This is a genomic window from Azospirillum endophyticum (assembly GCF_016595245.1).
Lineage (GTDB): Bacteria > Pseudomonadota > Alphaproteobacteria > Azospirillales > Azospirillaceae > Azospirillum > Azospirillum endophyticum.
The window spans coordinates 24,177-38,722 of record NZ_JAENHM010000064.1 but is presented as its reverse complement, the minus strand read 5'-3'; the positions used below and the strand labels follow the sequence as shown (position 1 = coordinate 38,722).

11 protein-coding genes are annotated in these 14,546 nt (G+C 66.3%); 5 read left to right on the top strand and 6 right to left on the bottom strand.

Features of this window, described 5'->3' with window-relative positions; translation table 11 throughout:
• Positions 1-8: 8 nt before the first annotated feature.
• Entirely contained in the window at positions 9-1,481 is a 1,473-nt protein-coding gene (locus JHL17_RS24260; protein ID WP_200197137.1) for an NAD-dependent succinate-semialdehyde dehydrogenase, read from the top strand.
• A 26-nt stretch (positions 1,482-1,507) separates the two neighbouring features.
• A complete protein-coding gene (locus JHL17_RS24255) occupies positions 1,508-1,888 on the top strand; it encodes a RidA family protein (protein ID WP_200197136.1) in 381 nt (126 codons plus the stop codon).
• A gap of 189 nt (positions 1,889-2,077) precedes the next feature.
• Here JHL17_RS24255 and JHL17_RS24250 read toward each other — a convergent pair whose 3' ends face one another.
• Both JHL17_RS24250 and ftsH read right to left on the bottom strand, forming a co-directional pair.
• Positions 2,078-3,985 (bottom strand): PHA/PHB synthase family protein, encoded by a 1,908-nt coding sequence (locus tag JHL17_RS24250; protein ID WP_247893786.1) that lies wholly within the window; start codon positions 3,983-3,985, stop codon positions 2,078-2,080.
• Between the two features lie 196 nt (positions 3,986-4,181).
• Positions 4,182-6,074 (bottom strand): ATP-dependent zinc metalloprotease FtsH, encoded by a 1,893-nt coding sequence (ftsH, locus tag JHL17_RS24245; protein ID WP_200197135.1) that lies wholly within the window; start codon positions 6,072-6,074, stop codon positions 4,182-4,184.
• 203 nt (positions 6,075-6,277) lie between these two features.
• Here ftsH and JHL17_RS24240 point away from each other — a divergent pair, with 203 nt between their 5' ends.
• Together JHL17_RS24240 and JHL17_RS24235 are read left to right on the top strand one after the other, a co-directional pair.
• A complete protein-coding gene (locus JHL17_RS24240) occupies positions 6,278-6,733 on the top strand; it encodes a DUF3775 domain-containing protein (RefSeq protein WP_200197134.1) in 456 nt (151 codons plus the stop codon).
• A gap of 122 nt (positions 6,734-6,855) precedes the next feature.
• The gene (locus JHL17_RS24235) at positions 6,856-7,134 is read left to right on the top strand and encodes a hypothetical protein (protein WP_211113544.1); all 279 of its coding nucleotides are present in this window, start codon (positions 6,856-6,858) and stop codon (positions 7,132-7,134) included.
• A gap of 23 nt (positions 7,135-7,157) precedes the next feature.
• On the opposite strand, the gene JHL17_RS24230 is transcribed toward JHL17_RS24235, so the two are convergent.
• Both JHL17_RS24230 and JHL17_RS24225 read right to left on the bottom strand, forming a co-directional pair.
• Positions 7,158-7,409, bottom strand: coding sequence for a hypothetical protein (locus JHL17_RS24230; protein ID WP_200197133.1), 252 nt, complete (start codon positions 7,407-7,409; stop codon positions 7,158-7,160).
• Between the two features lie 139 nt (positions 7,410-7,548).
• The gene (locus JHL17_RS24225; RefSeq protein WP_200197132.1) at positions 7,549-9,681 is read right to left on the bottom strand and encodes a glycogen debranching protein; all 2,133 of its coding nucleotides are present in this window, start codon (positions 9,679-9,681) and stop codon (positions 7,549-7,551) included.
• 184 nt (positions 9,682-9,865) lie between these two features.
• Between JHL17_RS24225 and mgtA the strand changes: the two genes are divergently transcribed.
• A complete protein-coding gene (gene mgtA, locus JHL17_RS24220; RefSeq protein WP_200197131.1) occupies positions 9,866-12,427 on the top strand; it encodes a magnesium-translocating P-type ATPase in 2,562 nt (853 codons plus the stop codon).
• Between the two features lie 190 nt (positions 12,428-12,617).
• On the opposite strand, the gene JHL17_RS24215 is transcribed toward mgtA, so the two are convergent.
• Positions 12,618-13,178 (bottom strand): Hsp20/alpha crystallin family protein, encoded by a 561-nt coding sequence (locus tag JHL17_RS24215; RefSeq protein ID WP_200197129.1) that lies wholly within the window; start codon positions 13,176-13,178, stop codon positions 12,618-12,620.
• Between the two features lie 294 nt (positions 13,179-13,472).
• Positions 13,473-14,267, bottom strand: a complete 795-nt coding sequence (locus JHL17_RS24210; RefSeq protein ID WP_200197127.1) for a trypsin-like peptidase domain-containing protein — start codon at positions 14,265-14,267, stop codon at positions 13,473-13,475.
• Positions 14,268-14,546: the final 279 nt, after the last annotated feature.

Sequence of the window (14,546 nt, the reverse complement as noted above, 5' to 3'; positions counted from 1 at the left end):
AGTGCCCCATGCAGCACGAACGGAGGAGCGCGGACACGGCCGCCTACCCGTCGGTCGGCCTGCTGATCGACGGCGAATGGCTGGGTGCGGACGGCCGGGCGACGCAGGACATCATCAACCCGGCGACAGGGGGCATGCTGGGGAAGCTTCCGCACGCCGATGCCGCGGATCTCGGCCGCGCCGTCGTATCGGCGGAGCGGGCGTTCCTCTCCTGGCGCAGCACTTCGCCCCTGGTCCGGTCCGCGGTCCTGCGCCGCTTCGCCGAACTGGTGCGGGCCAATGCCGAGGACATCGCCCGCGGCATCACCCTGGACCAGGGCAAGCCGCTGGCCGAGGCGCTGGGCGAGGTCCGCTTCTCGGCCGAGCACGCCGACTGGCATGCCGAGGAATGCCGGCGCATCTATGGACGGATCATCCCGCCCCGCGATCCGCGCGTCGCCCAGTCGGTCCTGCGCGAGCCGGTCGGCGTCTGCGCCGCCTTCACGCCGTGGAACTTCCCCTTCAGCCAGGCGGTGCGCAAGGTCTGCGCGGCGTTGGGCGCCGGCTGCACCATCATCCTGAAGGGACCGGAGGACACGCCCTCGGCCATCGTCGCCATCGGTCGCCTTTTCATGGAAGCGGGCCTGCCGCCCGGCTGTCTGAACTTGGTCTGGGGCGAGCCGGCGGTGGTCTCCCGCATGCTGATCGAGTCCCCGGCGGTGAGGAAGGTATCCTTCACCGGTTCCGTCCCGGTCGGCAAGCAACTGGCCGCGTTGGCCGGACAGCACATGAAGCGCACGACCATGGAGTTGGGCGGACATGCCCCGGCCATCGTGTTCGACGACGCCGATGTGGAGGCCGCGGCCCAGGCGCTGGCCGCGCAGAAGCTGCGCAATGCGGGGCAGGTCTGTGTCTCGCCCACGCGCTTCTACGTGCAGAGGCGCGTCCACGACCGCTTCCTCGACCGCTTCGTCGCGGCGCTCGCCACTGCGCGGGTCGGCGACGGGCTCGGTGCGGACGTCACGATGGGGCCGCTCTGCCACGCCCGGCGGCAGGATGCCATGGACGCGCTGGTGGAGGACGCCCGCTCGCGCGGCGCCGCCATCGCCACCGGCGGGCGGCGGCTGGACGGACCGGGCTTCTTCTACGCGCCGACCGTCATCCACGATGCGCCGGACGACATCCGCGCCATGCGGGAGGAGCCGTTCGGCCCTCTCGGCATCGTCACGCCCTTCGACGACGCGGCGGATGTGCTGCGTCGGGCCAACAGCCTGCCGTTCGGGCTGGCCGCCTACCTGTTCACCCGGTCCGCAGGCACGGCCCACACCGTCGCGCACGGGCTTTCGGCCGGCATGGTGTCGGTCAATCATTTCGGGTTGGCGCTCGCCGAGACCCCGTTCGGCGGGGTGAACGACAGCGGCTACGGAAGCGAGGGGGGGCAGGAGACCTTCGACGGCTACCTGACCACGAAATTCATCACCCACCGGCATGACATGCCCTGACCGGCGGGCACCCACGAGGTTTCCCAATGTTCGATCCCATCGACACCGGCATCGTCCCACCCAAGGGACCGGTGACCGCCACCCTGCGCGCCGGCAACACGGTCTATTCCGCGCACATCCCGAAGGACCCGCTCACCGGCGCCATCGTGCAGGGCGACATCGAGGCCCAGGCCCGGCAGGCGCTGCGCAACCTGGATCAGGCGATGCGCGCCGCCGGCGGATCCTTGGCCAACGTGGTGTACATGGCCATCTATCTGGTCGACCGAGCCGATGCAGCCGGTATGAACGCGATCTATACGGAGTTCTTCAAGCCGCCCTATCCCTGCCGTGTCACCGTGGTGGTCAAGGAACTCCTGTCTCCAGGCGTCCGTATCGAGTTCGTGGCGACTGCCGTTCTCGAAACTTGACCACCCGCGATGTCATGGCCGGGCGGCGCTGTCACTCGTGCTGTTGCAAAATTCGACGGCGGGAATGAGGAGCCGTGGCGCCCGCATGGTCGGGCGGTAACACCGGATACACGTGCGCCGAAGGTCGCCTTGGTACGCATGTCGAGCCCATCGGCAACATTTCCCCGCCGAGACAAAGGCGCGGTTCACTCACCGTTCCAGAACATAATGTCCCGGTGCCGGACAGAGCGGCCCCAATCCATGTTCCGCCGACCCGACGGGTCGCGCCGCCATCGGCTCGGCGTCGGATCGCCGGTCCAGCCAGTCGGCCCATGCACGCCACCATGATCCGGAGGCGGCCGGCGTCGATTCCAGCCACAGGTCGGGGTCGACATAGCGGTCGTCCGGCCCGCGCTCGCTCATGCGGTACTGGCGGTCCGGACGGTCGGGGCCGGCGACGATGCCGGCATTGTGGCCGCCGTCGGTCAGCAGGAATGTGGTGGTCGTGTCGCTCTGCAAATTGATCTTGTAGACCGACCGCCAGGGCGCCACATGGTCGCGCCGCGTCCCGACGGCGAAGATGGGCGCCCGGATGTCGGACAGGACCACGGGGCGGCCGTCCACCCGGTATCGTCCTTCCGAGAGGTCGTTGCCCAGCAGAAGCTGGTGCATGTATTCCGAATGCATCCGGTAGGGCAGCCGCGTTCCATCGGCATTCCAGGCCATCAGGTCGTTCACCTCCGGCCGCCGGCCGCGGAGATATTCCTGGACGACCTGCGACCAGATCAGGTCGTTGGAGCGCAGCATCTGGAAGGCGCCGGCCATCTGGGCGGTGTCGAGGTATCCCGCCTCCCACATGATGTCCTCCAGATAGGCCACCTGGCTTTCATTGATGAAGAGCATCAACTCGCCCGCCTCGGTGAAGTCGGTCTGGGCGGCCAGCAGGGTGAGCGTCTTCAGCCGCGGGTCGCCGTCGCGTGCCATCGCGGCCGCCGCGATCGTCAGCAGCGTGCCGCCCAGGCAATAACCGCAGGCGTGGACCGGCGGCGGCGTCTTTCCCGTTTCGCAGATCGCGTCGATGGCGTCGAGCGCCGCCATCACGCCCAGCCGCCGGTAATCGTCGAGGCCGCAGTCGCGCAGCTCCGGTCCCGGATTGCGCCAGGAGATGACGAAGACGGTGAAGCCGCGCCCGACCAGATATCGCACCAGGGAGTTCTCGGGCGACAGATCGAGAATATAGTATTTCATGATCCAGGCCGGCACGATCAACACCGGCTCGGCGTGAACCGAAGCGGTGGACGGCGCGTACTGGATCAGCTCGATCAGTTCATTGCGGAAAACGACGCTGCCCGGCGTCACCGCCACGTCGCGGCCGACCTGGAACGCGTCCAGTCCCTTGGGTCGGCGCCCGGTCATCAGGCGCAGGACATCTTCCGTCCAGTTCGCCATGCCGAAAGCGAAGTTCATTCCGCCGGTGGCGAAGACCGTGCGCAAGGTCTCGGGATTGGTGAAGGGGTTGTTGGACGGTGCCGCCACGTCCAGCAGTTGCCGGGCGACGAACGGGACGATGCGGGCATTGGCCTGCGACAGTCCGGGAATGCCGGTGGTCGCATTGTGCACCCATTGCTGCGCCAGCAGGAAGGACTGGGCGTAGAGCGTGTAGGGAAACTGCCGCCAGTCGGGATGGGCAAAACGGCGGTCTCCCGGCAAAGGGTCGATGCAGGGCGGGGTGTCGCGGTCCACGGCCGCGGCGCCGGCATAGACCATCAGCCGCACCAGCTTGCGGACAGCCTTGTCGGCCAGGACGGCCTGCTTGCCTGGAGCATTGCCCAGATGCATCGCCCAGTCGGCGAAGGCCAGCGTCACGGCCGACGGTGAGATCGACAGGGTGAAGCGCCCCTGCCAGGCATGAACCAGACGATCGACCACATCGCCGCCGAAGGGCAGGTAGGGGAAGCCGTAGGCCGGGCTGCGCATTGCAGTTCCGGGTATCGCCGTTCCCGGCATAGTCGTTCCGAGACGGGTTTCCGAAGAGGCCGCCGGACCGTCCGTTGCCGGCAAGGCTTCGGGCAGGGCGGAGGCGACGGGGCGTTCGACGTTCAGTTGGGCCATCGGCATGGCTCTTCTCCTTGCCTTTGCGACCATGTCACCCGGAGCGGTCCGCCATGATCGGCCGGTGCCGGCGGGTGACGCGTCCGGCCATCCCAGCATCCTGCGAAAGGCCGGGCCTTAACGTCGGTTAAGCGACCCGTCTTCTACGAACGCGACTGTCGGATCGGCCCGTTTGCGGAATTTCAGGATTTCCGATTGTGGCTCACTGGGCGTCGAGAGCACATAGCGGGGCTTGGCCAGCATCCTCTTCCGGGTTGTTTTCCGCGCCCGGGAATTCCGGCAGCGGCTGCGGCAGTTCGCCCGCGGTCAGGGTTTCCCGCTCCAGCAGGCGACTTGCCCCTTGCTCCAGTACGGCATGGTTTCTGCGCAGGATGTCCGATGCCCGCGACGCGGCGGCTTCGACCAGAGCGCGGACCGCCGCATCGATGCGGCTCGCCGACGCCTCCCCGTAAGGACGGGATTGCCAGAAGGCTCCCTGGGGCTGGCCGAGGAGATGGCCCGGCTCGGTGTCGTAGCAGACCGCTCCCAAGGTTTCGTCCATTCCGTAACGCATCACCATGCCCCTGGCGATGTCCGTGACCTTGGCCAGATCGTCGGCTCCACCGGTCGACACCTCGCCGAACACGATCCGCTCCGCCGCCCGACCGGCCATCAGAACGGTCATCTTATCCTCCAGTTCGTGACGGCCCATCAGGAAGCGATCCTCCGTCGGACGTTGGATGGTGTAGCCGAGCGCCCCGATGCCGCGGGGGATGATCGATACCTTCGGGACGGGATCCGCACCGGGGATCGCCATGGCGACCAGCGCATGCCCCATCTCGTGGTGGGCGACGATGGATCGTTCGTGCAGGCTGAGAATGCGCGACTTCTTCTCCAATCCGGCGACGATCCGTTCGATGGCGTCCTCGAAATCCTCCGTCGACACGGCGCTGGCGCCCTGCCTCGTCGCGATCATCGCCGCTTCGTTGACCAGATTGGCCAGATCGGCGCCGGTGAAGCCCGGGGTCAGGGCGGCCAGATGACCGAGGTCCACGTCCGGGGCGAGGGGGACCCGCCTGGTGTGGATCGCCAGGATTTGCGCCCGTCCCGCTTTCTCCGGCCGATCCACCAGGATCTGCCGGTCGAACCGCCCCGCCCGGAGCAGGGCCGGATTGAGGATTTCCGGGCGGTTGGTCGCCGCCAGCAGAACCAGTCCGGCGCTGGGATCGAAGCCGTCCAGTTCGGCCAGAAGCTGGTTGAGCGTCTGCTCCTTCTCGTCGTGCCCACCCAGCATCGGCAATGACCCGCGCGCACGGCCGAGCGCGTCAAGCTCGTCGACGAAGATGATCGCCGGCGTTCGGGACCGCGCAAGCGTGAACAGGTCCCGCACCCTGGCGGCCCCGACCCCGACGAACATCTCGACGAATTCCGATCCATTGGTCGATATGAATGGAACCTTGGCTTCCCCGGCGACGGCCCTGGCCAGCAGCGTCTTACCGGTTCCAGGCGGCCCGACCAGCAGAATCCCTTTCGGCACATGGGCGCCCAGGCGGGAGAACTCTCCCGGCTTCTGCAGGAAATCCACCACCTCCCGCAGTTCCTCCTTCGCCTCGTCGACTCCCGCGACATCGTCGAACCGGATGGAAATGCCGGTTTCGGCGAACAGCTTGGCCTTGCTGCGGCCGATCGACAGCAGGCCGCCGCCCGTCCGCATGCCGGACAGCCCGGTCAGGCTCCATGCGGCGAACAGGATCAGGAACCAGCCGAACCAGCCGACGAGGCCGGATGCCCATCCCGGTTCGGTCACGCCGCCGAAGGGAATGTGACGGGCCGAGAGGTCACGGGCGACGTCGGGCGCGACACGGACGGTTTCGAAAGCCCGCAACCCGCTGGGCAGGGCTTCGCTCAGCGTTCCGGTCAGGGTGGTTTCGCCGACCATGACCTGCTCGACCTTGTCATGATCCAGCAGATCCAGAAACTGGCTGTAGGGAATCGTTTGAGCCTGTGGAGCGCCGGGGAGCGCCCATAGCACGAACAGGCCGAACCCGATCAAGAGGGCAAGGGCAAGCCACAGCAGCAGGTCGGCGCCGCGGTCCCTGTCCTTCTTGTCGTCCATGACGCCCTCCGATGCGGTCGGAACCGCCCGCAGCCTCCACCCCGGCAAGGTTGCCGGTGCGCTCGATGCTGTGGGTGCCTTGGCGTCCTGTCCTTTATTCAGGTTAAGGTCGCCGATGGGAAGCCGTGGCTCAATGGCGGCATTCTCCCGATGCGGTTGCACGAATGCCGTTCCGGGAGTTCGCCAAAGGAGTCCGGACCGTCATGGCCAAACTCGCTCCTCCCCAGCCGGCCTTTCCCGCCGAACCGGAGCCGGAACTGAGCATCGGATTGCAGAAGCTCTGCTACCTGATCGTCAAGGCGCGTGAATTCGACGCCAAGGTGGCGCCGTCCGATCTGGATGAGGGTTCGAATCCGAGCGATGACGGCATGCGGGCGGTGCTGGAGGATTACGCGGACGATCCGACCCTGGCGGAACTGAAGGATGCGATCGACGGCCTCGACGACGACGAGGTGATCGATGTCATCGCCCTGGGCTGGATGGGGCGCGGCGATTTCTCGGCGGAGGAATGGGCCCAAGCGCGGACGCTGGCCGAGGAACGCCATACCGGCCGTTCCGCCGAGTATCTGATCGGCATTCCCAACCTGGGGGACTGCCTTGAGGAAGGGGCCGCGCAGCTCGGCTATTCCTGTGAGGAGTTCGAGATCGGCCGCCTGTGAGGGCGACGCCGTCCGTGGACCGGCCGTCTCGATTTGGCCAAGTCGATCCGCCCAAGTCGATCCGGCCAAGTCGATCCAGATGTTCGACGTATCTCTGCAACGCAACCAACGGGAGACGGACCATGGTGATCACCTTTGAAGATTGCGTCGGCATGAGCGGGCTGACGAAGGAAGAGATCGATGCGATCGCCGCGCACGAGCATCTGCCGGAGATCGTCGCCGCCGAACTGGGCAGCTATCTGGTCGCGACGGAGTCCGGGCAGGGCGAGATCCGCCGGATGATCGAGGATGACATCGCCGAGGCGCAGGCGCACGGCCAGCACGGAAGGACCGCGGTGCTCAAGCTCGCACTGTGCCATTTCCTGCAGGAGCATGCGGCGGCCCGGACCGTCAATCCCTGACGGCGCGGTCCACGCCGGCGGATTCAGCTCGGTATGGAGGCGGAATCGCCGGGATCGGTCCCGGCCCGGATCCGCCGCAGCGATCCGTCCTTCCGGCGGACCCAGACATCGACATCGTATCCCAGTTCCCGAACCCGCACCGCATCATGCAGCGCGGATTCCAGGGCTGCCCGTCGCGACGGGTATTTTCCGCAATCGTCCCCCGGTGCGAAGCCGACGGTCCAGTGGTTTTCGCTTTGGGAAACGATGTAGCTGAGATGCGGTATCGGCGTCATGGGCGGCCTCCCGGGCCTCGCGTTACGTCCATGCGGGCAGTATCCCGAAGGGAACCGTTCAGCGCCTTTATCGAAGTTAAGCCCGATGCGCGGCCGGCTTGGGCGTTGGAGGTAGGAAGCCGGGATCCGGCGTCGCGCTTCAGCCCCGGACGAGCACGACCACGGATCGCGCTTCCACCCTGTGGCGCCCTTCGGTGACCGGCGCCGCATCGTCCAGGGGAACGATGTCGTCGGGGCTGTGGCCGGCGGTGTCGATCACCCGGCGCCAGGGCCGTGGCGCCGGAACCGGCGGCAGCGGAATCTGGATCAGGAACTCCTGCTCCGCTGCCGAGGCGTTGATCATGACGTAGAGATCGGCATCGGCCTGCGTGCCGCCGCGCAGGTGAAAGGCGAGCGCACCGGTGTCGGCCGACGGGTCGAGGCCGCCGGCCGTTCCGAGCCACGTCACGTCCTCGCGCCAGCTGCGGCTGCGGCCCAATGTGGGATGGGCTTTGCGGAATGCGATCATGGACTTGCAGAAGCGGTGGAAGTCGGCGTTGGTTCGCAGCAGGTCCCAGTCGAGCCACGTCGTCTCGTTGTCCTGGTTGTATGGGTTGTTGTTGCCGCGCTGCGTGTTCAGGAACTCGTCACCGGCCACGAACATCGGTGTGCCGTTCGCAAGCATCAGCAGGCAGAACAGGTTCTTTGCCTGCCGCCGCCGAAGCCGGACGACCGCCTCGGGTACGCCGTCGTCGCCCTCCCAGCCGCAGTTCCAGGAACGGTTGTCGTCCCGCCCGTCCCGGTTCCCTTCGCCGTTCGCTTCGTTGTGCTTGCGGTCGTAGCTGACCAGATCGTACAGGCAAAAGCCGTCGTGGCAGGTCACGAAGTTGATGCTCTGGTAGGCGTGATAGGCGTCTTCCGGCGTGTCGGGGAAGATGTCGCCGCTGCCGCCGAGGCGGCGCATCAGGCCCGCGACGCTTCCGCGATCCCCACGGATGAAGGACCGCAATTCGTTGCGGAAGGCATCGTTCCATTGCAGCCATGTGGTTCCGGGAAAGGAGCGTCCGAGCTGATAGCTGACCATGTCCCAGGCTTCTGCGATCATCCGCAGGCGCGCCAGATCGGGGTGGGTCTGGATCGCGCCGATGACCGGCGGCTCTTCGAGATCGATGGAGCCGTCGTCCCGGCGGGTGAACAGCGAAGCGAGGTCGAAGCGGAAGCCGTCGATGTGGCACTGCCTCGCCCAATGATGCAGGCTGTCCATGACCATGCCGGAGACGTAGCGGTTGGCCGTGTGCAGGACATTGCCGGTGCCGCTGTCGTTGCGGTACCGGCTGCGGTCCTGCGCCAGGAGGTAATAGGTGGTGTTGTCCAAGCCGCGGAAGCTGTATGTCGGGCCGGTCCCGTCGCCTTCGACGGTGTGATTGTAGACCACGTCGAGGATGACCTCGATGCCGGCGGCGTGCAGCGCCTTGACCAGCGTCCTGAACTCGTCGAGCCGGCCGGTCGGCTCCGGGTGCGCCGCGTAGGCGTGGTGGAGGGCGAAGAAGTTGAGCGGCATGTATCCCCAGTAATTCCCCTCCTGTGGATCGAACTGGAACACCGGCATCAGTTCGACCGCCGTGACGCCGAGATCCCGCAGATACGGGATCTTGTCGATCAGGCCGGCGAATGTGCCCCGCCGTTCGGCCGGAACGCCGGAATTCGCCCGCTGCGTGAAGCCGCGGACATGCACCTCGTAGATGATGGTGTCGTGGGTGTGATGCGGGGGATGGTCCCCGGCCCAGTCGAATCCGGACGCCGTGGCGCGCAGGACGCCGAGCGGGGCGCGGCCGGGATTGGGGCCAGGATGGCGGGCTGCCTCGCGGCTGAAGCCGGGCGGAAAGAAGACCGCCGTGGCATAGGGATCGAGCAGGTCCTTTTCGGGATCGAACCGCTGTCCGTCGGCCGGGGCGCGTGGTCCGTCGACCCGATAGGCATAATAGGCGGCGCGGTCAACCGTCGCTGCGGGCAGGCGGCCGTGCCAGACGCGGCCGGTTTTGTTGCAGCGGGGATCGAAGGCCTGGACGGCGATGGGGTCGATTTGAGTCTCCGCGGAGAAAAGCAGCAAAGTGACCGATGTCGCATGCTTCGAATACAGGGCGAAGTTGTAGGCCTCTTCATCGGGGACGAAGGAAACTCCCAGGGGCGAGGGGGACCCTTCGCGTCTCGTCCAATCGTCCATTGGATTATTGTACCTTCCGTTGCGGTGTTCCTGCTGCGTCCACTCTCCCGGCGCCGAAGACGGCGGCATCGCGCCGCAGGCTATGCCCGTGTCGGGGGGCGGGGTTTAATCCAGGTTAGGATCCGGTCCGCAATTCGATGCTTTGATGCCGCGGAGGAGCGCGCGAACTCCATTCAGGGAGCGTTCTGCCGGTGGGTGGACGGCGTAGCGGAAAGCGAAGTGGCGCGGGTGCTTCGAGCGGGAGTCGGGGAACATGCAGAACGGGCTCGACAGCGTTGCCCTGGCCGGCCGGCCGCTTGCCGTCCTTCTCGGCGAGATCGGGAGTTCGGCGGACGGGCTGGGTGACGACGATGCGGAGGCGCGGCTGGCCCGCTGCGGGGCGAACGACTTTTCAGCCGTGCGGCGACGGCCGCCGTGGCTTCAATTCCTCGACCGTCTGCACAATCCCCTCCTGATCATCCTGCTTCTGGCCAGCGGCTTCTCGGCGGCGGCCGGCGATCTTTACAGCTTCGTCATCGTCGTGGTCATCGTGCTGGTCAGTGTCGTTCTCGACTTCGTGCAGGAGAGGCGCGCTAACAACACGATCGACGACTTGCGCCGTTCCGTCGCGCTGCGGGCCAAGGTGCTGCGCGACGGCCGGGAATGCGAGTTGCCGGTCGAGCGGCTGGTTCCGGGCGACGTCGTCCGCCTCGTCGCCGGCGACCTCGTACCGGCGGACGGCCGGTTGATCGAGTCCCGCGATCTCTTCGTGAACCAGGCGCTGCTGACCGGTGAGCCCTTTCCCGCGGAAAAGCAGGCGGCCGACCTGCCGCAAGCCGTCGATCCCGGCGGGGCCACCAACACTCTGTTCATGGGAACCTCGGTGATCAGCGGGACGGGGCGGGCGGTGGTTCTGCGGACCGGCAGCGCCACCCTGCTCGGCGGCATGGCCCACAGCCTGACCACGCCCCCGCCGCCCACCGATTTCGAAACCGGCGTCCGCCATTTCGGTCTGCTGATCCTGCGGGTCACGGTGTTCCTGGTGCTGTTCGTGCTGCTCGCGAACGTATTGTTCCACAGGCCCTGGCTCGACTCCCTGATGTTCGCGGTCGCCCTTGCGGTCGGGCTGACGCCGGAACTGCTGCCGATGATCGTGACGGTGACCCTCGCCCGCGGCGCCCTGCGCCTTGCCGAACGCAAGGTCATCGTCAAGCGCCTGACGGCGCTGCACAATCTCGGGGCCATGGATGTCCTGTGCACGGACAAGACCGGGACCCTGACCGAGGCACGCATCCAACTGGTCAGGCACATCGACGCTCAGGGGCGGGACAGCGAGGAGGTGTTCCGGCTCGCCTGGCTCAACAGCCATTTCGAAACCGGGATCCGCAGCCCGCTCGACGACGCGATCCTGGACCATGGCCAGCCGGTTGCCGTCGATTGGCGCAAGCTCGACGAGGTGCCTTTCGATTTCGAGCGCCGCCGCGTTTCGGTGCTGCTGGAGCGCGGCGGCGAACACCGGCTGATCGTGAAGGGGGCGCCGGAGGACGTACTGGGCTTGTCCAGCCATTACCAACCGGATGGTCGGGGTGAGCCGTGCCTTTTCGATGCCGAGGCCAAGGCACGGGTTCAGGCCTTGTTCGAAGACCTGGGCGAGGACGGCTTCCGGGTTCTGGCCATCGCGTCCCGCGTGGTCGGGCCGGAGCAGAGGGAGGCGCGGGTCACGGACGAAGCCGAACTGGTCTTCGCCGGTTTCGCCGCCTTTCTCGACCCGCCCAAGGCGGATGCGGCGGCCGCCGTGCACGCGCTGTCGAATGCCGGGGTCGCCGTGAAGATCCTGACCGGGGACAACGAGCGCGTGACCCGGCATGTCTGCCGCGAATTGGGCCTCGCGGTGACCGGCTTGATCAACGGCGACGAGATGCGGCGCATGAGCGAGGAGGCGTTGCGCGTCCGGCTCGCCACGGCCAACGTGTTCTGCCGGCTCTCGCCGCCGCAGAAACAGCGGGTGCTGCTGGCGCTGAAGCAGCGCGGCCACGCCGTAGGCTTTCTCGGCGACGGCATCAACGATGCGGCGGCGCTGCACGCCGCCGATGTCGGCATCTCCGTCGACGGCGCCGCCGACGTGGCCAAGGATGCGGCGAGCCTGATCCGGCTCGAGCACGACCTGTCGGTGATCCACGGCGGCGTGCTGGAAGGCCGCCGAACGGTGGAGAACGTCACGAAATACATCCTGATGGGCAGCAGTTCGAACTTCGGGAACATGCTGAGCATGGCCGGCGCGGCCCTGTTCCTGCCTTTCCTGCCGATGCTGCCGATCCAGGTGCTGCTGAACAACCTGCTCTACGACGCATCGGAGATCGGGATTCCCTTCGACCGCGTCGATCCGGAAACCATCGTCCGGCCGGTCCGCTGGAACATGGAGCTGATCCACCGCTTCATGCTCGTCCTGGGACCGGTCAGCTCCCTGTTCGACTTCCTCACCTTCTACGCCCTGCTGTCCCTGTTCGGTGCCGGCGAGGCGCTGTTCCAGACCGGCTGGTTCGTCGAATCACTGGCGACCCAGGTGCTGATCATCCTCGTCATCCGGACACGGAGATCGCCCCTGGTCAGCCGGCCTCATCCATTATTGGCGGCCCTGTCGGTGGGGACGGTTCTGCTCGCGGCGGCCCTGCCGTTGAGCCCGCTCGGACCGTTGTTCGGTTTCGTGCCGTTGCCGCCCGCGTATTTTGCGTTCCTGGCTTTGGCCGTCGTCGCCTATCTGCTCCTGGCGGAAGGCTTCAAACGATTGTTCTACCGTCAGTTCAGACATTCGTCCCGACAAGGGAGGACGGCTTGACGGCTGGCACGCGGCGGAAAGCGATGAGCATCGCCCGGCGCGGGCCGAAGTCCGGTGGGAGTTCTGGCAGTGGACAAGACGTGGCATCGCCGACGGTCGGGTCGTCCGTCGGCGATACCGGTCTTCCGAGTGTCTTCGTTAGACGATCGGATTCACGCGTCAAATCGATTCCGATCTTGCGGGGTACGATCTAGACCTTGGCGATTTCGATGGTGCGCTTGCCGGGTTTGCTCGGCTCGGTCTTCGGCAGAACGATGGTGAGCACGCCGTTCTTGACGGTGGCGGTGATGCCGTCCGCATTCACATTGGCCGGCAGACGGAAGGAACGCGCGTACAGGCCGTAGCGGCGTTCGGAGAAGTAGCGGTTCTTGTCCTTTTCTTCCTTCTCCTCCTTTTTCTCGGCCTTGATGGTCAGCACATCGTCCTGGAGGCTGACCTCGGTGTCCTTCTCGTCCATACCGGGGATTTCCAGCGTTACCTGATATTCGGTCTCGCGCTCGTCGACCTCCGCCGCGGGGACGATCGCCTGCAGATCGGCTTCGCCGCGCAGCAGCGGCTCCAGACTGAACATGGGCCGCCGGCTCCATGGGAAGCGCAGCATGGACGACGCCTCGTCGAACAGGCGGTCGAACTCATCGCGCAGCGCGAACAGCGGGTGGCGATTGCGGTCGGCGACGTCTTTTGCGGCCAAGCCGGTGGCTGAAAGGTCCTGCTTGGGCTTTTCGGTGACACTTGGATCGGTCATGGTCATGGTATCCTCCTGGATTACCCTGGTGATACCGGATTCGGAAAGTTCTGACTTTTCGAACCCGGTATCGCCCGCGACTGCGGGCGCGCGCCGCTAGGCGCGAAGCCTGCGTGGCGTATGAACGCAGCGGTCAGAATTTTTCTGACCGCGTATGACACCATGGCTTAGCATCCGGCGTGACCGGCCGACTTTATCTGGATTAAGGTGGCGGTGTTTCATCGGAGGCACGCCGCGGGGGCGCTGAGACAGGCTTGAAATCCATGGGGATCACGGGCGGACGGTCCGTGTATGCCTCCCTCAGGACCGGGAGGGGGTCGGGTGGAGAAGGCGGTCGACGGCCTGTTTCGCCCGGGTGATCGGGATGGCAAAGCCGATGCCGCTGTTGCTGACGGCCGAACCGATCAGACTGTCGTTGATCCCGACCAGTTCTCCCCTGACATTCACCAGGGCTCCGCCGGAATTGCCCGGATTGATCGCGGCGTCGGTCTGGATGAAGCGGCCGTCCGGTTCGACGGGATTTCTCGCCCCGATGCCGCTGACGATCCCCAGCGTCGCGGTTTGGGCGAGACCGAACGGGTTGCCGATCGCCACCACGTAATCGCCGACGCGCAGCGTGTCGGAGTTTCCCAGCGGCACCGCCACCAGATCGCGGGACTCCACCTGTATCACCGCGATGTCGTTGGCTGCGTCGGCGCCGATCATCCGGCCGGACAGGCGCCGGGCGTCCGCCAATGTGACCGATATCTCTTCGGCACCATCGACGAGGTGGTGTGTGGTGACGATGGTGCCGTTCGCCGCGTCGATGACGATGCCGGAGCCTTGGGCGAGGAAACGACGCTCCTCGGGCTGTACGCGCTTGGGCAGGCCGAACATGCGGCGGAATTCGGGGTCGCGGAGCAGCAGCATCTCCTCAGCCGACAACCGCCCGTCCACGGCAATGCTGACCACTCCCGGAAGCACCCGTTCCAGCATGGGGGCGAGCGTCGGCATGGCGTCCGTGACGGTGTCGTCTTTGGGGGAACCGGTCCCATCGAGGGCGCAGGCGGTGATGCTCATCACCATCGCCAGGTCGATTGCCATCTGCCGGACCATGCTGCCGATCCTCAATCGGGTTTGTCGACGCATGCGCTTTGCCCCTGTCAGGTGACGCCGCAATTCAGCGGCGGGAATGCACGGCCATGGCGAGAACCCGCTCGGTCGCGTCAACTCTTCGACCGGGTCCCGGGGCCACGGGCGACGTGGTCGGCCGCCGAGACGATCCAATCCTGAAGGGTGGGGTCGCCAGCGCCTTAACTTGAATAAAGGACTGTTCGCGAACCCGTGAACCACCGGCGATGGGCATGCCGCGTCCGGGAGGCTGTGCCTTTCAAA